Consider the following 19,957-nt stretch of genomic DNA (forward strand, 5'->3'; position numbering starts at 1 on the left):
GTCCAAGCCAGCGGCATTACGTCAGGTCTTGGTAAGGGTTGTAAGCCACTTCCCAGTAATGCCCTTCCGGGTCTTGAAAGTATCCTGAGTAGCCACCCCAGAAAACGGCGTGGGCCGGTTTGACCAGCTTGGCGCCGGCGGAAACCGCCTGATCAAGCAGCGCATCGACTTCTGACTCACTGGCCACATTCTGGGCCAACGTGACATCAGAGAAACTTGCTTGAGCGGAGACGCACAGCCCGATGTCCTAGCCGGTGGGTTTACTAAAGCTTTTGCAATATTGGCCGATGGTTATTCCCACGTGAATGAGGGAACGACAGTGAAAATCGGATTTTCCAACTTTATTACGTTGAATAAACGACTCGATACGCTATCCAACCGGATGACGCCGCGCATCGTCGGCCAAGGCCATGGTTTGGCTACGATGTCTTCTGCAGAAGATCCAATGGTCAAGCGCCTCAGAAAGCAAAAGGACGCGTTTGAGCAACTGGCGGCCCTGCCCAGCCCCAAGGAATCGTCGTTGCAGAGTGCCTCGCAGAAAGTCGGCTTCTTGAAACAGCGCTTGGAGACGCTGAAATCGATGATGCGCTTTGCATCGCCGGAACAGCTTAAATCCATGGCCAAGGAACTCAAGAGTATCGCGCGGGAGCTTGGGGTGGCGGCTCGACAATTAAGCGGTGCAGGCGGCAACAACGTCGGCCAAACATCCGCGCCAACGGTCACTACCGCCCAGCCTGCTAGGAGCGCCCCGAGCGCACCGCAGGCAGTAAGCGAAGGCGCCAGCGCTGAAGCCGAGACTCAGGACGCTAATGCGCAGCTGGCCAGTATTGAAGCAGAAGCCAACGCTGAGGCGGGTGACGAGAAAAGCGGCGAGCCGCACGGACACGACGAACCAGGCGTATCTAACAGCGAAGGTATGGATGAGTCGCTACTAGCCCCTCCCCCGCAAGAAAGAGACAACCGCACCCTGAGGGTGAGCGGGAGTGAGGATGCGTTACGCGGTATATTGGTAGAGGCCAAAAAGGCCCTTAAAGAAGCGATCAATGAGCTTAAGTCTCGGCTAAGCGACAAGGATGAAGAGGCACGCCGCGAACTCAACAAAGCGGAAGAAAGCATGATCAAGCTCGACCGCAAGCTTGCCCAGTCAACCGCCAACGGTCTCTATTCCTCGTTAGGTCAAATGCTCGCCACTGAAACTAGCAACGCCAGTGTTGCGCTGGGGACTATCCATGTGGAAGTGTGAGATTTAACGCAGCGAAAGCAAGCACCGCAGCCAATGCGTTCTGGGCAACGGCTTCGGTTTTGGCGGACATTTCGGTCTTTCAGAAAATCCACAATCCACTGGAGGGCAGACGTATGCACGCATCTCCCCTCTTCCGCCGGCCTCAATTGAAATTGGGTGAGGTCGACTCTTGCCCGCTTTGGCCTTCCTGCGTTGCGCTCACCTCGTGCTCGGCGGCGTCTTCGGCACCCTCCTCGACCATTTCCTCGGCCTTCTCTTCTTTCTTTTCAGAGGCCTCCGGCTTCGTGTTGTCCTCGTTCGCCACTGATAGGGTCGCGGTAATGGCGAAGTGGTCGGAGCCGGGTACCGTCAATCGGTTTAGATCGATCAGGTGGAATCCGTCTGAGACAAACAGATGGTCGATAGGATAACGCCATAGCGGATACTGCGAATGGTAGGTGCTCAACAGGCTTCGGCCGCGGCGCGGGTCCTTCAGGTCGGTCAGGTCACTGAACAGCAGGGTCGTATCGGACCACGCGACGTCATTGAAATCGCCGGTGACGATCCAGCGGTTGTCTGCGTCCTCCTGAACATGGTGAGCAACGAGCATCAGCTCCGCGTCGCGGACGCGGCTGTCTCGGCGCTCGGAGGTTTCATCGTTATGGGCGATCCGGTCCTGCAACCCCGGCGGGACCGGATGGGTGCCGATATAACGTACCGGGCCGATTCCCGGCACATCCAGCGTCGTGAAAATCGAAGGTCGGCGTTCGGAGACGAGGTGCTTGACCTCTTGTTCCAACAGCGGGAAACGAGACCAGAGCACCATCCCCAGCCCCTCGCCACGCACCTCCCCGATGCGATAATCGTAGTGCTCATCAAGCGGTGCCAACCCGTCGGCCCATTCACTATCGATTTCAATCAGTAGCAGAAGGTCAGGATCCTCTCGCTGAACCAGTGACAGTAGCTCGGCATAGCGATCGTTGGTGTAGGTGACGTTCGCCGTCATGACCTTTAACGCCACCCCGGGCCCGTCGGGCTGAGCCTCAGCGGCTGGCACTTCTATTGACCAAACCGGCGTAAACGGCAGGATATGCGACAGCTGCCAGGCACCCGCCGCCAGGAGCATCACCAACCACGTAGCATGCTCTTTTCGAGGCCGTTTCCACCACGCATGCACCGCAAGCAGTACCAGGGGCACGAGCAGCGCCCAAGCCAGCTGAAGCCGTGGGAAATCCCACAGCCTGACCCACCACTGCCCGCTGGGAATCATCGGCAATACGCTCACCACTACCATGAAGAGCGTCAGTAGTCGGATAAACCATAAAAGCAGTTTGGAAGCCATGGCACCTTAATCGTGGCGGGGGTAACGAGAAACGCCCCGTTCGTACCGTCTTTTTCGTCCTGTGAATAGCCTGGGACGCTAACGCAACGCCACGGACCGGGTGATGCTCACCTTAGAATTACCGAGGGTTACAGTCAATTCAGGGCCCCTAGCCTCCTCTGTACTTCGATTCTTTGCGCGAATCTACGCTTCACTCATCGGGGATCAATCGCTTGCCTAGGCTGACTGCCTCATCCACGGAATAGCCGAGCTTGCGGTAGAACGACAAGACCTCTTCGTTCGAGGTGCGAATCAGAATATTCAGCTTCGGGCAGCCCAGGGCGTGCAGCGTTTCTTCGATACGTTCCATCAAGCGCCGCCCGATGCCTTGGTATTGATAGCTGGGATCGACGGCCAGGTAATAAACGGAGCCACGGTGCCCATCGTAACCCGCCATTGCCGTCGCGATGAGGTGCCCTTCCTGCTCGACAACGATGAGCAAGCCGGGCTGTACCGCCAACTTTCTGTCGATGTCCTTGTCAGGATCGTTCCACGGGCGGAGCAGACCGCACACACGCCATAGCGCAATTACGGCTTGACGGTCAGCTTCTCGAAACGGTCGTATCGTCATGTGGCGTTCTCTAGGCGGGCTTTTTGCCAAAATCGATTTTGCTAGGCGCCCAGGGCGAGCGGTCGAAAAATCAAACCAGTAAAAGCCGTTCGTCGATGGAAATGAACTCATCAGCCGCGTTCTTCAGCGCATTGGCTGTCAACTGAGGCACGCCGTAGACTTCGACTTTTTTACCGTGCACAGCACGTATTTTATCGACCAGAAGCTCAAAGTCTCCGTCTCCCGAGACCAACACGATGACATCGGAGTGTTCGGCATATTCTATGGCATCGAGTGTGATGCCCACATCCCAATCGCCTTTTGCGGAGCCGTCCGCTCGTTTGATAAACGGCTTCAGCTTCACCTCGAAACCAATGGCCCGCAGTATGTTCTGAAACTCGCGCTGCTTTTGGTCGCCCTTATCAATCGCATAGGCATAGGCTTTAACGACCTTTCTACCCGCGGTCGCCTTTCGCCAGAACGCGTTATAGTCAAAATTGCTTTTATAGGCGTCCCTGACCGTGTAATAAACATTCTGCACGTCGACAAGTATCGTCACGGTTATCATAACAACGATTCGTTCATAGCGACTCCAGGGCCGAAAAGCACTGACCACCCTCGCCTATGTCTATTTAAAAACGCCCCGGGCCAGAGACCGGCCCAGGGCGTTGCTAGATTATCGAGCGTGGCATCTATCCACCTAAACCGCGACCCCTGCCCTTCTGGCACGATGGGCGTGCAGCTTCTTGTAGCTCTCGATCAGGCGTTGATGCTTTTCCAGGCCTTCCAGCTTCATGCTGGTGGGCGTCAGGCCATGGAAGCGAACATCGCCGGTGACCACTGAGCCGACGACCGCCTCCATGGTCGCTTCGCCGAACATGCGGCGCAGATTGTAGAGATAGTCGTCGAGCTCCAGCTCGTCGTCGAGCACGATTTCCAGCACCGCGTTCACCGCCTGGTAGAACAGGCCACGCTCGACGGTGTTGTCGTTGTACTGCAGGAACATCTCGACACGCTCGAGTGCTTCTTCGTGCTGCTGCAGGGCCAGGTTGATCAACAGTTTCAGCTCGAGAATGGTGAGCTGGCCCCATTCGGTGTTCTCGTCAAACTCGATACCGATCAGCGTGATGACATCCAGATGGTCGTCGATCTGGCTCTCTTCCAGGCGTTCCAGAAGGTCGGCCAGCTGGTCGTCATCCAGGGCGTGCAGGTTGAGGATGTCTTCCCGGTAGTCCAGCGCCTTGTTGGTGTTGTCCCAGATCAAATCGTCGACCGGGTACACCTCGGAATAGCCCGGCACCAGGATGCGGCATACCGGTGCGCCCAGATCGTCGTGGGAAGCCACGTACACTTCCTTGCTCATATCGTCGAGGATACCGAACAGGGTCGCCGCTTCTTCCGCCGTGCTGCCGGAGAAATCCCACTCGCAGAAGTCGAAATCGTGCTGGGCACTGAAGAAGCGCCAGGAGACCACGCCGGTCGAATCGATGAAGTGCTCGACGAAGTTGTTCGGCTCGGAAACGGCAAGCCCGTTGAAGGTGGGCGGCGGCACGTCGTTCAGTCCTTCGAAGCTGCGGCCTTGCAGCAGTTCGGTCAGGCTGCGCTCCAGCGCCACCTCGAAGCTCGGGTGCGCCCCGAACGAGGCGAACACACCTCCGGTTCTGGGGTTCATCAGCGTGACGCACATGACCGGGAACTGACCGCCCAGCGAGGCGTCCTTCACCAGAACGGGGAAGCCCTGGGCTTCCAGCGCGTTAATGCCTTCGAGGATACTGGGGTACTGTTCAAGGACGTGCTGGGGCACGTCGGGCAGCGCCAGCTCGTCTTCGAGAATCTGCTTCTTCACCGCCCGCTCGAAGATTTCCGAGAGGCACTGTACCTGCGCCTCAGGCAGCGTATTGCCGGCACTCATGCCGTTGCTGAGGTAGAGGTTCTCGATCAGGTTCGAGGGGAAATACACCGTCTCGCCGTCAGAGCGCCGCACGAAAGGCAAGGCAACGATGCCCCGGTCTTCCCGGCCGGAATTGGTGTCGATCAGGTTGGAGCCGCTCAGCTCGCCATCCGGGTCGTAGATGCCCAGGCAGTAGTCATCCAGGATGCCTTCGGGCAGCTCATCGTTGGGGCCCGGCTGGAACCACTTCTCGTTCGGGTAGTGAACGAAGGCGCTATTGGCGATCTCTTCACCGAAGAACTGGTCGTTGTAGAAGAAGTTGCAGCTCAAACGCTCGATGAACTCGCCCAGCGCGGAGCACAGCGCGCTCTCCTTGGTGGCGCCCTTGCCGTTGGTAAAGCACATCGGCGAAGCGGCATCGCGGATGTGCAGCGACCATACGTGCGGCACGATGTTGCGCCACGAGGCGATCTCGATCTTCATGCCCAGGTCCGCCAGGATCCCGGACATATTGGCGATGGTCTGCTCCAGCGGCAGGTCCTTGCCCTCGATCCAGGTGTAGGCCGCCTCGTCGGGCGTGGCGATCAACAGGGCCTGGGCGTCCTCGTCGAGGTTCTCCACGGTCTCGATCTGGAAGTCGGGACCGGTCTGCACCACCTTCTTGACCGTACAGCGATCGATCGAGCGCAGGATGCCTTCGCGGTCCTTCTCGGAGATATCTTCCGGCAGCTCGACCTGGATCTTGAATATCTGGTTATAGCGGTTTTCGGGATCGACGATATTGTTCTGGGAAAGCCGGATGTTCTCGGTCGGGATATCCCGCGCCTTGCAGTACACCCGCACGAAGTAGGCTGCACACAGCGCGGAAGACGCCAGGAAATAGTCGAAGGGACTCGGCGCGGAGCCATCGCCCTTGTAGCGGATGGGCTGATCGGTGATGACGGTGAAATCGTCAAACTTGGCTTCAAGTCTGAGATTCTCGAGAAAATTGACTTTGATTTCCATGACGGGGTACCGGGCGTTGACTGCGAGACAGGCGGGGGTGTGGCTGTCGTATGGGGCGCGATGGTACCACCTGGCTATCGGTCACTAAAGCGAAGCGGCTTGGCCCTACCTCACATAGCCTTCATGCTGGGGGAAAGAGGCCAAGGGATGAACGTACGATGCCAATTCTGATCGATTTCAGCGACACGGAGGAAGCCACGCGCTGGCGGCCCATCAACGACGGTATCATGGGCGGTCAGTCAGACAGCGCCCTGCACGCCGAATCGGGATATGTGGTCTTCGCAGGAGAAATGACGCTGACCAACGGCGGCGGCTTTGCCTCGGCTCGCCGCACACCCGAGCCCTTTCGATTGGGAGACCATGCCGGGCTGTGCGTCGAGGTGCGAGGGGATGGGCGCCGCTACCAACTGCGTGTCTATACCCCTCAGCTCACCGACGGGGGTGCCTACCGCGCCGTGTTCCAGCCACAGGGTGACGAATGGCAGCGTATCGCACTCCCTTGGAGCGCCTTCGAAGCGGTGTTCCGGGGTCGCTTGATACAAGACGCCCCACCCCTGGAGCCGAACGACATCCAGCAGATCGGACTCCTTATCGCCGACCGCACGGATGGCCCCTTCCGTCTGGAAATTTCACGAGTGAGTACGCTTGATGCCAAACGCTCCTGAAGCAACGACAGGCAGCGAGCCCTCGTCGCATTCCCGGCTGCGCCTGGTGTATGACGGCGAATGCCCCATCTGCAGTCGATACGTTCGCTGGCAGCGCGTTCGCCGCGACGTCGGAGAACTCGAATTGATCGATGCCCGGCAGGACAGCGAAGCACGCCGGGAGCTAGCCGAGCTGGGTATCGACCTGGACCAGGGTTTCGCCCTGCAAGTCGGCGATCGCTGGTACCACGGCAGCGAGGCCCTGCACCGCCTCACCCTGCTCGGCACCCGCAGCGGCGTGTTCAACCGACTGATGTATCGCCTGTTTGCCGACCCGCGTCGTACGGCAAGAATCTATCCGCTCCTCAAGGCAGGTCGGAACGGGTTGTTGAAGGTGCTCAGGAAATCACGAATCGGAAACCTACGTTGACTGCTTTTGACTTGCTACGGCCAGACACGAAGCCCGACTTCCGTGGTTCGTCAGGGTGGTGAATTCCTCGAGCTCCAGGCCGGCGGCGCGGACCTGTGCCTTGAAGTCCGCCTCGTAGGTCACATGGCCGAAATCGATGGTCGTGACACGCTTGAGCAGCGGCTTGAGTGATTCCATCCACCGGTCGGGCTTCTGTTGAATGGTTTGCGTGAAGAAGATGCGTCCACCGGGACGCAACAACCCGCAGCAAAGACGCAACGCTTTCTCGGGCTCGGGCAGCAGCATGAAGCTGGCGGAGAAATACACGGCGTCGTAGGGCCCGCCCCGGTGATCGTAGACGGACTCGAGACGTACCTCGGCCCGGTCGGCAATGGATGAACCATCGAGCCGTTGCCGGGCGCGTTCGATGTAGTCGGCATCGATATCGATGCCGGTAATCCGCAGGCGCTTCTGCTCGACGAGCTTGGCGTTCGCCAGCAAGGCGCCGGCAGTACCGATCCCTACATCCAATAGTGTCGTGTCTTGGGGTACGCGCCTCAGCACCTCGGCATACCAGCGTGAGGTGAGCTTCAGGATCAGCGCGTCATAAATGAAGCTTCGCATCGAGGCTCCTATGGCTTATCGAACGCAGACGGCCAGTCAGGTCTCAATGAACTCACGAAACATGATCGTCACCGCCTGACCGCGGTATTCATCCTTCTCCATGTCGCGCCACCCCAACCGGCGATAAAGCGCTTGCTGGTCGGGCGTGAACAGGTAGACACGGTCGTAGCCGTTGTCCCACGCTTCTTCCTCGACACGACGCACCAGCTGCGAAGCGATGCCTTGGCGCCGCCGCTCGGGCAGCACGAAGACCGAGGCGAGCCACGGGCCCAGTTCGTCCCGGTCGTTCATGTCGTCGGCAATCAGGCTGGCCATGCCGACCGGCGTTTCACCGTCCATGGCGGCGAATACCGAGGGCACGCCAGCGCTGCCGCACTCGGAACGCAGGACCACTCGGGCGGCAGCCAGGCTCTGCTGGGGGTTGAGGTAGCCCCAGGTCGCATGGCCCCACTCGGCCAGGGTGGAAAGATGCGGGGAATCGGGCTCGATGCGGGCGATGTGTATAGGTCTCGTCATGCCGATAGTATCCCGATATTCGTCGCCTGCTGCCAGCGCAGCCGCATATCGCCGTCTTACTTGGCCCCTGCCGAGCCTCACTGCTAGCTTGAGGGGACGGGCGAAGCCCGTGACGTGACTCAAAGGAGGAGAACTCATGGCAGAGCACAACGGAAGTCAGACCAACGCGGATGTCGTTCATATTCTTACCAGCGATCACCGCGACATGCTGGACCTGATCGCGCAGATCGAACATGCGACACAGCCGGACCAGCGTCGGGAGCTTGCCGACACGCTGATTGCCGAGGTCATGCGCCACTCCGTGGCCGAGGAGATGTATGTCTACCCGGTCATGGAGAAACGGCTGACCAACGGGACCGAAGAGGTCGAGCACGACAAGGAAGAGCACGACGAGATCGTCAAGGTGATGAAGCAGTTGGAAGATGCCGACGCCTCCACCCCGGAGTTCATGCAGCGGGTGCGGGAGCTTAAGGACAAGCTGGATCACCATGCTGATGACGAGGAGTCGGATCAGTTTCCCAAGCTTCGTGCGCATATCCCCGCCGAGGAACTCGTCGAGATGGGCAACAAGGTGGAGAAAGCCAAGAAAATGGCCCCGACCCGCCCGCACCCCAGCGCGCCGCACTCCGAACTCTTTCACAAGAGCGTCGGCGCAGGCGTGGGCATGATCGATCGGCTGCGTGACAAACTCACCGGACGTACCGGCTGATAACAGCATTGGCCAGCCCATGCCTTGGCATGGCGCTGGCCACTTTCGTGTATCAGCGCCTCCTCGCCTTTCCCCACTGCCAGCGCCATTCGTCATGTCCATTCCCCGGCCTACGTCACTCGGCTAGACTGATAGGCTTTTCTCCAGGCGAAATGCCATGTCTGCCGCGCTCGAACAACGCACTCTGAAGCTATCCATCGTCACCACCCTGGCCGTATCGGCCCTGGGGGTCACGTTCGGCTTGCTGGCCGGCTCCCAATCGATCCTCTTCGACGGGGTGTTCTCGACCATCGACGCGGCAATGTCAGGGCTGGCTCTGCTGGTTGCACGGCTGGCGATGCGCGAGGCGAGCCAGCGCTTTCAGCACGGCTTCTGGCATATCGAACCCATGGCAGCGGCACTCAACGGCAGCATTCTGCTATTGCTGTGTTTTTATGCCTTCCTGAATGGCCTCCAAGGCTTGATGGAGGGAGGCCGCGAGCTCGCCTTCGGCCTGGCGATGGTTTATGCGGTGGTGGTGACCTGCGCCTGCTTCACGCTTTATGCCTATGAAAGACGCATCAACAAGCGGGTGGATTCCGAATTCCTGCGTATCGATATGCAGGGCTGGTTGATGGCGGGGCTGATCACCGCGGCGTTGATCGTGGCCTTTGCCATCGCGCTGGTGCTGGAACGCACCGCTTATGCCCACCTGACGCCCTATGTGGACTCCCTGCTGCTGTCGATTCTCACGCTCTGCTTCATCCCAGTGCCCATCGGCATCGTTCGTCGCGCCCTACGCGAGATCTTCCTGGTCGCTCCCAGCGGTCTGGATCGAGAGGTACATGACGCCATGCTGCCGGTGATGCAGCGCGAGGGACTCCTGGATTACTTCAGCCATGTGGCCAAGAGCGGACGGGGTCACTTCATCGAGATTCATATCGTCACCGCGCCGGAATTCGCCGCTGATGCCGGCGTCGCCCTGCTCGACGAGATTCGCGAACAGATCACCGCCGGGTTCTCGATTCCGCCCGAACGGCGGTGGTTCACGGTGTCGTTTACGGCCGATCCCAGGTGGACCTGACCGGGTGCAGGACGCCAGTGCTCTGGCTTGACGGCGACCCTGGCAAGGCTTGCTAAGATGTGGGCTCATCAATCGACGAACACGGATACGGACACGCTAATTCACTATGCATTCGCCGACCCTTGCCATTCAGCGCACGCCCCTGGTAGCCGTCTACGGCACCTTGAAGCGCGGCCTGAGCAACCACCATGTTCTGGACGGTGCCGAGTTCGTCGGGCCCGACGTCATCACATCCGCCACCCTCTACGACCTGGGGCCTTACCCCGGCGCCAAGCCCGAGCGCTCCAGAGGCATCGAGGTCGAGGTCTTCAAGGTCAATGCCCGCTTGATGACGGCCCTGGACCTCCTGGAGGACTACCGCGTACGTGCCCCTGCCCAGGGAATGTACGATCGCGCCATCCATCGCACCGCCTTCGGGCCCGCCTGGCTTTATCTATATAACCCCGACGTTCGAGGCCGCCGCGCCATTCGTGCCGGAGGCTGGCCGAACTCGGCGTGACGCTACAGCCGCCCCCTGCCATGGCGTACACTGGGGGCACCTAACGTCCTGATTCCTGACAGGGAAGATCACCTTGATAGAAGTCATCTCGCTTTCGTTTGCCTTTGTGTTCGGCGTGCTGGTGCGCCAGATCGGGCTCCCGCCATTGGTGGGTTTCCTGGTCGCCGGCTTCGCACTCAACGCCTATGGCCCTGCGGTGGGCCTACCCAGCGAAACGGGAGAGGTACTGGAGCACGTCGCCCATCTGGGGGTATTGCTGCTGCTGTTCACGGTGGGCCTGAAGTTAAAAGTGAAAAGCCTGGCCCAACCAGTCGTACTAGGCGGCGCGCTGCTGCACTTCACGCTGACCGTGGTCATCTTCGGCCTGGGCATCTATTTCTTCATGGATCTGGAACGTCAGACGGCGCTGATGCTGGCGATCGCACTGGCCTTTTCCAGCACGGTGCTGGCCGCCAAGGTACTGGAATCCAAACGTGAGTTGCGCGCATTTCACGGCCGGGTGGCCATCGGCATCCTGATCATTCAGGACTTGATCGCCCTGGCCGTACTCAGCGTCGCCGGGGGCCACTCCCCCTCGATCTGGGCTGTGCTGGTCTTTGCCTTACCCTTGTTCAAGCCACTGCTTTATAAGCTCATGGATATCGCCGGCCACGAGGAGTTGCTATTGCTGGCCGGTGTTGTGCTGGCCATCGCGGTGGGCGGTATGGGCTTCGAATCGGTCGGCCTGAGTTCAGAGCTTGGAGCGCTGGTCATGGGGGCCATGCTTTCCGGCCATTCACGTGCGCAAGAGCTTTATCAGTCGTTGTGGGGGCTGAAGGAGATGCTATTGGTCGGCTTCTTCCTGCAGATCGGCATGGCCGGATTGCCAGATGAGCGGGCTTTGACCTTTGCAGTGATCATGGCGTTGGCACTCCCCATCAAGGGACTGTTGTTCTTCTTCCTGCTCACCTTGTTCCGCTTGCGGGCTCGCAATGCCTTCCTAGGGGCGTTGAGCCTGACCTGCTACAGCGAATTCGGCCTGATCGTCGCGGCCAATGTGCTGGAAGAATGGCTCGTTCCGCTGGCACTTACCGTCGCGCTCTCCTTCGTAGTGGCCGCACCATTGAATCGTCTGGCTCACCCACTGTTCGACCGCCTTGAGAGATTCCTGAAGCGCTTCGAGACCAGCTCGATGCATCCGGACGAGCAACCTGCATCACTCGGCGACGCCGATTTGATGATCATGGGCATGGGACGCACCGGTACCGCAGCGTATGATTTTCTCGCCGGTCATGGGCAACAGCTGATCGGTCTGGATGCCGATCCGGATAAGGCTGAGCATCACAGAAAGGCGGGACGAAACGTGGTGTATGCCGATGCCGAGGATGTCAGCTTCTGGCATGGCGTGGACATCTCCCGTTTGCGTGGCGTGGTACTGACCATGCCGGAGCTCGAAGGTAAGCTGATCGCCGCCCGGCAACTGCGCAGGCTCGGGTTTACCGGCCCCATCGTGACACACTCGATGTATGACGATGAAACGGCCAAGCTACTCGAGGCCGGGGCCAGCGAGACTTACCTGACCATGACGGGCGCTGGCATCGGCCTTGCCGAAAAGACATGGGAGGCCCTGCCCACTGGAGACCGCTGACCTCGTTGACTAGCGCGTTGCTCTTCCTTCACCGCTCGTTTGAGTCACGCTCCGCCGTGGTCATGATCCGCTCCACGGCACGTTCGGCGGCATCATAGAACGGTAGCAACACGACATCTGCACCGCGCTTGCGGAGTGTCTCGTGGTCATGCAACTGCTGAGTTGAGACGGCAATCCGGCCTGCATAGTGTTGTTGTTTGAGGCTATCTATGAGTACCAACCGCGGATCTTCATGGGTCAGACCCAGGTCATGCTGAGGCATGGCCGAAATGACCCAGTTCACCTCCCCCAACGGCAGGGAGCCGAGGAACTCCTGATCGAAGGCATCGCCATACATGGCATCGATACCCCGCTTTCGCCAACGACGTACCTCATCGGGATTGAAGTCGATGGCCAGCAGGCGCCAGCCGCGCTCACCGAGGAAGTGGGCAATGGCATTACCGTAGCGCCCCAGGCCAAAGAGAATCGCATCGTAGGGCTGCGCATTGTCGATCTGCTCTTCTACACGCAACTCGCGCACTGGATCGCGGCGCTCGAAGATGCCGAGCACCGGCTCGACCCAGCGATATAAACGATGCGAGTAGGTAATCATGTAGACCGACAAGGCGATGGTAATCAGCCCAACCAGCGTTACCAGGCCTAGTGACTCGGATGTCACATGACCTAGCGCGACCCCCATCGAAATGAAGATCAGCGAGAATTCGCTAATCTGGGCGACCGTCAGGCCGGCCAGAAAGCCCGTGCGCTTGCGGTACCCCATGTAACCCATGATCGCTACCACGATCAGCGGGTTGCCGATCAGAACGAATAGCGAAAATACCAGCGACGGAGCGACCTGCGCTCCCAACAGACCCAGATCGAGTTGGGAACCGAGATCGATGAAGAAGAACAGCAACAGGAAATCACGCAGGGGCGAGAGACGCGACACGATGGCTTCACGAAACGGCGTGGAGGCCAAGGAGATGCCTGCCAGCAGCCCCCCGAGTTCCTTGCCGAAGCCAAGCGACTCGGCCAGCGCGGCAAGCAGCGCTGCCCAAGCCAGCGCGAAGGTGATCAAGAGTTCCGTCGAACGCGCCATTCGCGACACCAATGGCGTCGCCAGGTAGCGAATGAACAGCCCCACCAGCACCAACGCGACGCCCCCATAGACGAACAACAAGGCAATCTGACCCCAGCCCGACCCCCCGGTTTCTGCCTGGGAACCCACGCCAAATGCTGACAGCACCATCATGGCCACGACAACGAACAGGTCCTGGACGATCAGGAAGCCGATGGCGATACGCCCATGCAGTGAGTCGACTTCACGCTTATCCGACAACAGCTTGACGATGATGATGGTGCTGGAGAAGGTCAGCGCGACGGCCACGTAGAGCGCGGTGACCACGTCCAGTCCCATGGCCAGACCGATACCGAAGCCGAACAGCGACGTGAACATGACCTGGCCCAGCCCCGTTGCCAGCGAGACGACCCCGAGGGTGCGGATCAAATTCAGATCGAGCTTGAGGCCAACCAGGAACAGCAGAACGGCAATGCCTAGTTCGGCCAGCAGTTCGATGCTTTCATGGGATTCGACGATGCCCAGCGCCGCTGGACCAGCCAAGACCCCGGCAGCGATCATGCCGACGATCAATGGTTGGCGTAGCAATATGCCAATGAATCCGATGAAAGCCACCAGTACCAACAGGCCGGTGACTTCGAAGAAGGGTGAGCCGTGTAAAAAAGAGAAGTCGATAGGCATGGCGGCGTTCCATTCCTCCCTGTGCTGCCAGAATTCCTGATAGTGCGAGCCTACCGTATCGGTATGGGCGTGTCTTGATGGGTATCAAGGCCCACGACAACAGTAACCGCTCGGCAGGAGCACAGGGGCCGCCTGTTGTCGTAGGGTAGTCAGCAACCGAGCCCCGCGTCGTTTGCCTTCAACGCGACGGGTTATTTTCACTGATGTTGAGCAGTGCATCCTCGAGTTCGTCGCTGCCATGCACGCCGATCCAGATGTTATACATGCCGCTGGCCGGGTTGGAGAACACCACCATGGGGTCCAGGTCCATGAAGTCGTCGTTGCAGTACCAGCGACCGTCGGGCGCATTGACCACCAGTGTCGTGTCGCCGCCGGACTTCACGTAGATGTAAAGCGGATAGCTGCCGGCGGTGTAATTCAGGTCGACATCCGGCGCTTCCTGATGGATGTAGCCGGTGCAATTGGGCCCCAGGTTCGAGGTGACCGGGCTGCTGCCGCCGGCGTCCAGCCATATCTGGCTAGGGTCAGGCGAGAACCCGGCAGACAGCGTGACGGTGTCGTAGGTTGGTGCGGCCCTCCAGTCGGGATCGGCCGAGACGGTAGCCGTCATGCCCAGTGCGATCACGCCCAGGACAGTTCCAGCAAGACGGCAGTGACGGTGGCGATTTTTCTGGTTATTCATTCGTGTTTCCCTGCGTATACCGCCCCTGTGGCGATAACGAAGCGAATCATAGCCAGAAACAGAGTCGTTACAAACCTTGCGGTGTCGGCGGGCTTTCCACGCTAGTGGGGGCCTGGGAAGGGTCGTTGCCAGTGGGAAGATCGGCAGGCACATCGATATCCTGATGGATCGCTGGATCGTCTACCTCGATCTCGATGAGGCGCGCCTGGTTTGCCTGAATCACGCTGCGCCCCCCTCGCCCGTCTTTCAATAGGCTTAGCGAAGCCCACAGATCCCGCCCGAAGAGGACGGGATGCCCCGCTCGTCCGGCACGAACCGGCCTGACAATACGCGACGCAGACGCAGCGCAGTTGAGCTCCTGCAGCGTCGTTCCTTGCAGGAAAGGCATGTCGGCGAGCATGACGGCAGCGGCCTGGCTATCGGCCAGCGTGGGGTCACGCTGTAGGGCCTCGAAGGCCGCGGCCAGGCTGGCGCCCAGGCCTCGATCGGCATGGGCACTTATAACCACAGGCGTATCGTCACGCAGGCCGAGGGCAGCGAGATCGTCATCGGCACGCACCACCACCCTGACCGAGGCATAGTGTCGTTGCGCCAGGACGAGCACGGATTCGAGCAATGAAGCGCCATTGGGCAATTGCGCCAGGCGTTTGTCCCGTTCGCCAAAGCGCCGCGAGCGGCCTGCGGCCATGATCAGTCCGACTAGCGGCTGCGTTACCTGGCTAGAGGGCATCGCGGGGGCGGCCACGTCGGACGCGAACGATGTCGGCCATCACCGCCAGGGCGATCTCGGCGGGGGTCTTGCTTCCCAGCGCCAGGCCGATGGGCATCTGAATTTTCTTCAGGGCATCATCGTCCAGCCCGCCGGACCGGCCCAGGCGCTCGGCACGCGCCTCGGAGGTCTGGCGAGACCCCATCACACCGATGTAGAACGCCTCGGTACGCACGGCTTCGATCATCGCCAGGTCGTCGATGCGTGGATCGTGGGTCAGTGCCACGACGGCGGTAGCGGCGTGGCAGGCCCCCGAGGCAATGAATAGCGAAGGGAGCACCGACTGCACTTCGACGCCGGGCAGGTCGAACCCGCGCCGAGCCTCGGCACGCGGATCGCAGACGATGACCTCAAAGCCAAGTCCCAGCGCGAACTCGGCACAGGCCCGCGACACTGGAGAGATCCCCGCTATGATCAATCGGGCGGCCGGACCGATGCGTATCCTGACCTTATCCCCACTCTCTATCCGCTCGACCCGTGGCCCCAAACCCTCGTCTTCACGCAGATAGACGCGCCCGGAATCCAGCGCGACATGGCGAACCAGGGGGCGCCGGCCCAACAAGGTGGCATGTAGAACTTCAAGGTGAGTCAAGGTAGCCGGTGTCGGTTCGAGACGCTCGATGAGCACGTCGAGACGACCGCCACACGGCAGTTCGACACCGCTATCGCCTCCCTCGCCATAGCGATGTGTGGTGATGGGCGTATCGAACGCACCGTCACGCAACCGCGCCAGGAAATTCTCTTCGACACACCCCCCCGAAAGCGACCCCACATGCTGACCATCGCGACGCGCGACCAACAGCGATCCCGGCTCGCGGGGTGACGAGCCGAAGGTTGCGAGTACCGTACATAACCACACAGGGTCACCGTCCCTGGCCCAGGCAAGGGCCTGCTCGATGACCTGCACATCTAGATGCTGCATGTCGAATTCATCCGTTCGTCCCTGACGGTATCCAGTGGCCATCACGATAGCAGGGTTTTACCTTGGACCTGCATCCCGGCCCACCGGTTGCTAGTATTCAGCCCTCACCTTCATCAGGATTGCCTCATGCGTTCACGCTCGAATCCCCGCGTCCTGTTTCGCCTGCTCGGGCTGTTAAAACCGTATCGCCTACGCCTGACACTAGCCGGAATCGCCTTGCTGATCGCCTCGGGCAGCGTCCTCCTCATGGGCCAGGGGCTGCGTCTGGTGATCGATCAGGGCTTCATGGCCGAGAACGCCTCACGCCTGAACCAGGCGCTGCTCGGCGTGCTGGTCGTGGTCTCGATCCTGGCGGTCGCCTCGGCGGGACGCTATTACCTGATCACCTGGATCGGCGAGCGCCTGGCGGCCGATCTTCGCCGCCAGGTCTTCGATCACATACTGACCCTCGAACCCGACTTCTTCGAGCGCGACTCGCTGGCCTTGAAAGGCGCCGGCGAGATCCAGTCCCGCCTGACGGCGGATACCGGCATCATTCAGACCCTGTTCGGCTCCTCGCTTTCGGTGGCGCTGCGCAACGCCCTGATGCTGATCGGCGCCATCGTGCTCATGGTGTTGACCCAGCCGTGGTTATCGGCGCTGGTTCTCCTGGGCATTCCCGCTACTGTGCTGCCGATACTCTGGTACGGCCGTCGCGTCAGGCGGCTGTCACGGGACAGTCAGGACCGCATCGCCGAACTCGGCCGCTACGCCGGCGAAGCCATGACCGGTATACGCACCGTCCAGGCCTTCGGTCACGAGGACACCGATCGCCAGGCGTATGGCCAACGCGTCGAGTCGGCCTTCGACGCCGCCGTGGAACGCACCCAGCAACGTGCCTGGCTGACGGGAATTGCCATGCTGGTGGTGTTCAGTGCCGTGGGTGTGATGCTCTGGCAAGGGGGCCATGAGGTCCTTGCCGGACGCATGAGCGCCGGTGAACTCTCGGCCTTCGTGTTTTACGCCGTGCTGGCTGCGGGTGCCGTCGCCTCCCTGGCTGAAGTGGCCGGCGACGTGCAGCGGGCAGCGGGGGCGGCGGAACGCCTGCTGGAGCTGCTCGATGCCGAGCCGCATATCCAGCCGCCGGACCACCCCCGCCCCTTGCCTCATCCGACACGCGGCGCCATCGCCTTCGAGCAGGTGAGTTTTGCCTACCCCAGCCGCCCCGAGAGCCCTGCCATTCAGGACCTGGACATCAGCATCGCCCCGGGCGAGCGCGTGGCGCTGGTCGGGCCGTCGGGCGCGGGCAAGAGCACCTTGCTGCAATTACTGCTGCGCTTCTACGATCCCGATAGCGGTCGAGTAACGCTGGATGGCATCGACCTGCGCGAGCTGGACCCCCAGGTGCTGCGCCGTGAGATTGGCCTGGTGTCACAGGAGCCGGTGCTGTTCACCGGCAGCGTGGCCGACAACCTACGTTACGGCGATCCCTCCGCCAGCCTTGGCGCCTTGGAGAAAGCCGCCCGCGACGCCAACGCCCTGGATTTCATCGAGGCCCTGCCTCACGGGTTCAACACCTCGCTGGGCCCCGGAGGAATTCAGCTTTCAGGCGGACAACGCCAACGCCTGGCGATTGCCCGTGCCCTGCTGCGTAACCCCCGTGTCTTGCTACTCGACGAGGCGACCAGTGCGCTCGATGCAGAGAGCGAGCGCATCGTCCAGATCGCCCTCGATCGTTTGATGCGAAACCGCACCAGCCTGGTCGTTGCCCATCGGCTGGCCACCGTCATCGCGGCCGATCGATTGCTGGTGTTCGACCAGGGTCGTGTCGTGGCTGCGGGTACCCACCGTGAACTTCTGGACACCAGCCCCTTGTATCGGCATCTGGCCGCCTTGCAGTTTGCCCATGGTGACGTCGACGCGCTGGCTGATGACAGCAACATGTAATAAATTGTTAATTTAAGTTTGCTGCCCCCTCGCCGATAGCCTTTATGAAGACTTCGCTGGCACCAACGAGCCGATGCCCATGCCTATTTCGTTGATCGTGGCACTTATTGCTACCGTCTTGGTCTCTGCGGTGGCCGGTGTCGTGGTCCATTTGCGCTACCGGCGTCCCCTTCATGCGCTCCTGGCGGGAATCGAATCAGGGTATGGCGAATTGCCCGGTGCCCCTGGCGCCGCTCCCGTGGTCGCTCGCCTGGCCAACAAGGTGCAGGCGCTCAGGGACAGCAATTATCGTCTGCATCAGCAGACCATCAAGGACCCGCTGACCGGGTTGGGAAATCGGCGTCTGCTCGAGCAACGTCTCGAGATCGCCCTGCCGATGAGCCGCCGATGGATGCATGCCGTATCGGCGTTGATGATCGATGTCGATCACTTCAAGGATTACAACGACCTCTACGGGCACCAGGCCGGCGACGATTGCCTGCGCGTGATCGCTAATGTACTCCGCGACACCTTTCGCCGCGATACGGATATCGTCGTTCGCCTGGGCGGCGAAGAGTTTCTTGTGGTACTGCTCGATGCCGGCGAGGATGACGCCACCCGCCTCGCCGAGGCCATGCGTGGCATGCTGCAAGCCGCGGGGCTTCCGCACCAGGGGTCGCTGGTGGCCGATGTCGTCACGGTCAGTATCGGGGTCTCCACCACGGCACCCGGCGAGCCGGTCAGCGTCGAGGACATGATCGCCACGGCCGATGCCGCGCTCTATGAATGCAAGGCCCATGGACGGAACTGTGTCATCAGCCGGCGTGTCGCCCTCGCCGCGCATGCCCACCCCCAGCCGCTGTCTTCGGCACCGGCACAATTGTGATCACCGGAGGCCTTACGTACACTCGTTTGAATTAATGACGATGTACGAGAGGCAAACCAATGGCCTTCCAAGGCACTTCCAGCTATGTCGCAACGGATGCGTTACGTCAGGCGGTCAATGCCGCCGTCACCCTCGAGCGCCCACTGCTCATCAAGGGCGAACCCGGCACAGGCAAGACGCTGCTGGCCGAGGAGTTGGCCAGTTCGCTCGGCACGCGGCTGATCACCTGGCATGTCAAGTCGACCACCAAGGCCGCCCAAGGGCTTTATGAATACGACGCCGTGAGCCGCTTGCGCGATTCGCAGTTGGGTATCGAGGGGGTCGGCGACGTCGCCAACTACATTCGCCCCGGCAAGCTGTGGGAAGCCTTCGAGGCCGATGAGCGCGTCGTGCTGCTGATCGACGAAATCGACAAGGCCGACATCGAATTTCCCAACGACCTGCTCCAGGAGCTGGATCGGATGGAATTCTATGTCTACGAGACCGATCGTACCGTTCGTGCCCGTCATCGCCCGATCATCGTCATCACCTCCAATAACGAAAAGGAGCTCCCCGACGCCTTCCTGCGCCGCTGCTTTTTCCATTACATCGACTTTCCCGATCGCGAGACGATGGGGCGTATCGTCGACGTGCACTTCCCCGATATCGAAGCACGGCTGGTCCAGCAGGCCTTGGAAGTCTTCTTCGATCTAAGGCAAGCGCCGGGTTTGAAGAAAAAGCCCTCGACCTCGGAGCTGGTCGATTGGCTGAAACTGCTGATGGCCGATGACCTGGCGCGCGAGGCCCTGTACAGCCGCGACCCGGCCGATGCCCTGCCGCCCCTTGCCGGCGCGCTGGTAAAGAACGAACAGGATACCCATCTGCTCGAGCGGCTGGCGTTCATGCTGCGTCGCCAAGGCAATACGAGACGCTGAC

General features: G+C 60.6%; 21 protein-coding genes. 10 read left to right on the forward strand and 11 right to left on the reverse strand.

Features of this window, described 5'->3' with window-relative positions; all coding sequences use genetic code 11:
* Positions 1 to 16 precede the first annotated feature (16 nt).
* Complete coding sequence (locus tag JH15_RS02180; protein ID WP_331280861.1) at positions 17 to 199, reverse strand: VOC family protein; 183 nt, start codon at positions 197 to 199, stop codon at positions 17 to 19.
* Between the two features lie 21 nt (positions 200 to 220).
* On the opposite strand from JH15_RS02180, the gene JH15_RS02185 reads away from it, so the two are divergent.
* Positions 221 to 1,243, forward strand: coding sequence for a hypothetical protein (locus JH15_RS02185; RefSeq protein ID WP_231566354.1), 1,023 nt, complete (start codon positions 221 to 223; stop codon positions 1,241 to 1,243).
* 142 nt (positions 1,244 to 1,385) lie between these two features.
* On the opposite strand, the gene JH15_RS02190 is transcribed toward JH15_RS02185, so the two are convergent.
* From JH15_RS02190 to JH15_RS02205, 4 genes are all read right to left on the reverse strand, one after another.
* Positions 1,386 to 2,564 carry an endonuclease/exonuclease/phosphatase family protein gene (locus tag JH15_RS02190; protein WP_043526555.1) on the reverse strand — a complete coding sequence of 393 codons (1,179 nt, stop codon included), beginning with the start codon at positions 2,562 to 2,564 and terminating at the stop codon, positions 1,386 to 1,388.
* A 190-nt stretch (positions 2,565 to 2,754) separates the two neighbouring features.
* Positions 2,755 to 3,174 (reverse strand): GNAT family acetyltransferase, encoded by a 420-nt coding sequence (locus JH15_RS02195; protein WP_043526557.1) that lies wholly within the window; start codon positions 3,172 to 3,174, stop codon positions 2,755 to 2,757.
* 70 nt (positions 3,175 to 3,244) lie between these two features.
* On the reverse strand, positions 3,245 to 3,721 hold the full coding sequence (locus JH15_RS02200; RefSeq protein ID WP_043526560.1) for a LabA-like NYN domain-containing protein: 477 nt from the start codon (positions 3,719 to 3,721) through the stop codon (positions 3,245 to 3,247).
* Between the two features lie 132 nt (positions 3,722 to 3,853).
* Positions 3,854 to 6,049: an OsmC domain/YcaO domain-containing protein gene (locus tag JH15_RS02205; protein WP_043526562.1), complete on the reverse strand. Its 2,196-nt coding sequence runs from the start codon at positions 6,047 to 6,049 to the stop codon at positions 3,854 to 3,856.
* Between the two features lie 158 nt (positions 6,050 to 6,207).
* Here JH15_RS02205 and JH15_RS02210 point away from each other — a divergent pair, with 158 nt between their 5' ends.
* Positions 6,208 to 6,714, forward strand: a complete 507-nt coding sequence (locus JH15_RS02210) for a CIA30 family protein (protein WP_043526564.1) — start codon at positions 6,208 to 6,210, stop codon at positions 6,712 to 6,714.
* Positions 6,698 to 7,123 carry a DCC1-like thiol-disulfide oxidoreductase family protein gene (locus JH15_RS02215; protein WP_052383855.1) on the forward strand — a complete coding sequence of 142 codons (426 nt, stop codon included), beginning with the start codon at positions 6,698 to 6,700 and terminating at the stop codon, positions 7,121 to 7,123. Before JH15_RS02210 ends, JH15_RS02215 begins: the two co-directional genes overlap by 17 nt.
* Here JH15_RS02215 and JH15_RS02220 read toward each other — a convergent pair.
* Both JH15_RS02220 and JH15_RS02225 read right to left on the reverse strand, forming a co-directional pair.
* Positions 7,115 to 7,726 carry a class I SAM-dependent methyltransferase gene (locus JH15_RS02220; RefSeq protein WP_043526566.1) on the reverse strand — a complete coding sequence of 204 codons (612 nt, stop codon included), beginning with the start codon at positions 7,724 to 7,726 and terminating at the stop codon, positions 7,115 to 7,117. The genes JH15_RS02215 and JH15_RS02220 overlap by 9 nt on opposite strands.
* Before the next feature lie 36 nt (positions 7,727 to 7,762).
* Complete coding sequence (locus tag JH15_RS02225) at positions 7,763 to 8,242, reverse strand: GNAT family N-acetyltransferase (RefSeq protein WP_043526568.1); 480 nt, start codon at positions 8,240 to 8,242, stop codon at positions 7,763 to 7,765.
* Between the two features lie 136 nt (positions 8,243 to 8,378).
* Between JH15_RS02225 and JH15_RS02230 the strand changes: the two genes are divergently transcribed.
* From JH15_RS02230 to JH15_RS02245, 4 genes are all read left to right on the forward strand, one after another.
* Positions 8,379 to 8,951 carry a hemerythrin domain-containing protein gene (locus JH15_RS02230; RefSeq protein ID WP_043526569.1) on the forward strand — a complete coding sequence of 191 codons (573 nt, stop codon included), beginning with the start codon at positions 8,379 to 8,381 and terminating at the stop codon, positions 8,949 to 8,951.
* A 157-nt stretch (positions 8,952 to 9,108) separates the two neighbouring features.
* Positions 9,109 to 10,014, forward strand: a complete 906-nt coding sequence (locus JH15_RS02235) for a cation diffusion facilitator family transporter (protein WP_043526571.1) — start codon at positions 9,109 to 9,111, stop codon at positions 10,012 to 10,014.
* Between the two features lie 106 nt (positions 10,015 to 10,120).
* Positions 10,121 to 10,513 (forward strand): gamma-glutamylcyclotransferase family protein, encoded by a 393-nt coding sequence (locus JH15_RS02240; RefSeq protein ID WP_052383856.1) that lies wholly within the window; start codon positions 10,121 to 10,123, stop codon positions 10,511 to 10,513.
* Positions 10,514 to 10,586: 73 nt separating this feature from the next.
* Positions 10,587 to 12,140 (forward strand): cation:proton antiporter family protein, encoded by a 1,554-nt coding sequence (locus JH15_RS02245; RefSeq protein WP_043526576.1) that lies wholly within the window; start codon positions 10,587 to 10,589, stop codon positions 12,138 to 12,140.
* A gap of 28 nt (positions 12,141 to 12,168) precedes the next feature.
* On the opposite strand, the gene JH15_RS02250 is transcribed toward JH15_RS02245, so the two are convergent.
* The 4 genes from JH15_RS02250 to JH15_RS02265 all read right to left on the reverse strand — a co-directional run bounded on the left by JH15_RS02250 (position 12,169) and on the right by JH15_RS02265 (position 16,251).
* Positions 12,169 to 13,878 carry a cation:proton antiporter gene (locus JH15_RS02250; protein WP_043526578.1) on the reverse strand — a complete coding sequence of 570 codons (1,710 nt, stop codon included), beginning with the start codon at positions 13,876 to 13,878 and terminating at the stop codon, positions 12,169 to 12,171.
* A gap of 178 nt (positions 13,879 to 14,056) precedes the next feature.
* Positions 14,057 to 14,560 carry a hypothetical protein gene (locus tag JH15_RS02255; protein ID WP_052383857.1) on the reverse strand — a complete coding sequence of 168 codons (504 nt, stop codon included), beginning with the start codon at positions 14,558 to 14,560 and terminating at the stop codon, positions 14,057 to 14,059.
* A 67-nt stretch (positions 14,561 to 14,627) separates the two neighbouring features.
* Complete coding sequence (locus tag JH15_RS02260; protein WP_231566355.1) at positions 14,628 to 15,248, reverse strand: nucleotidyltransferase family protein; 621 nt, start codon at positions 15,246 to 15,248, stop codon at positions 14,628 to 14,630.
* Between the two features lie 31 nt (positions 15,249 to 15,279).
* Positions 15,280 to 16,251 carry an XdhC family protein gene (locus JH15_RS02265; RefSeq protein WP_043526580.1) on the reverse strand — a complete coding sequence of 324 codons (972 nt, stop codon included), beginning with the start codon at positions 16,249 to 16,251 and terminating at the stop codon, positions 15,280 to 15,282.
* A 126-nt stretch (positions 16,252 to 16,377) separates the two neighbouring features.
* Here JH15_RS02265 and JH15_RS02270 point away from each other — a divergent pair, with 126 nt between their 5' ends.
* The 3 genes from JH15_RS02270 (at position 16,378) to JH15_RS02280 (ending at position 19,956) form a co-directional block, all read left to right on the forward strand.
* Entirely contained in the window at positions 16,378 to 18,177 is a 1,800-nt protein-coding gene (locus JH15_RS02270; RefSeq protein ID WP_043526582.1) for an ABC transporter transmembrane domain-containing protein, read from the forward strand.
* A gap of 79 nt (positions 18,178 to 18,256) precedes the next feature.
* A complete protein-coding gene (locus tag JH15_RS02275) occupies positions 18,257 to 19,042 on the forward strand; it encodes a GGDEF domain-containing protein (protein WP_052383858.1) in 786 nt (261 codons plus the stop codon).
* 59 nt (positions 19,043 to 19,101) lie between these two features.
* Complete coding sequence (locus tag JH15_RS02280; RefSeq protein ID WP_043526583.1) at positions 19,102 to 19,956, forward strand: AAA family ATPase; 855 nt, start codon at positions 19,102 to 19,104, stop codon at positions 19,954 to 19,956.
* Position 19,957 lies beyond the last annotated feature (1 nt).

The sequence above is a fragment of the Litchfieldella xinjiangensis genome (genome assembly GCF_000759345.1).
Lineage (GTDB): Bacteria > Pseudomonadota > Gammaproteobacteria > Pseudomonadales > Halomonadaceae > Litchfieldella_A > Litchfieldella_A xinjiangensis.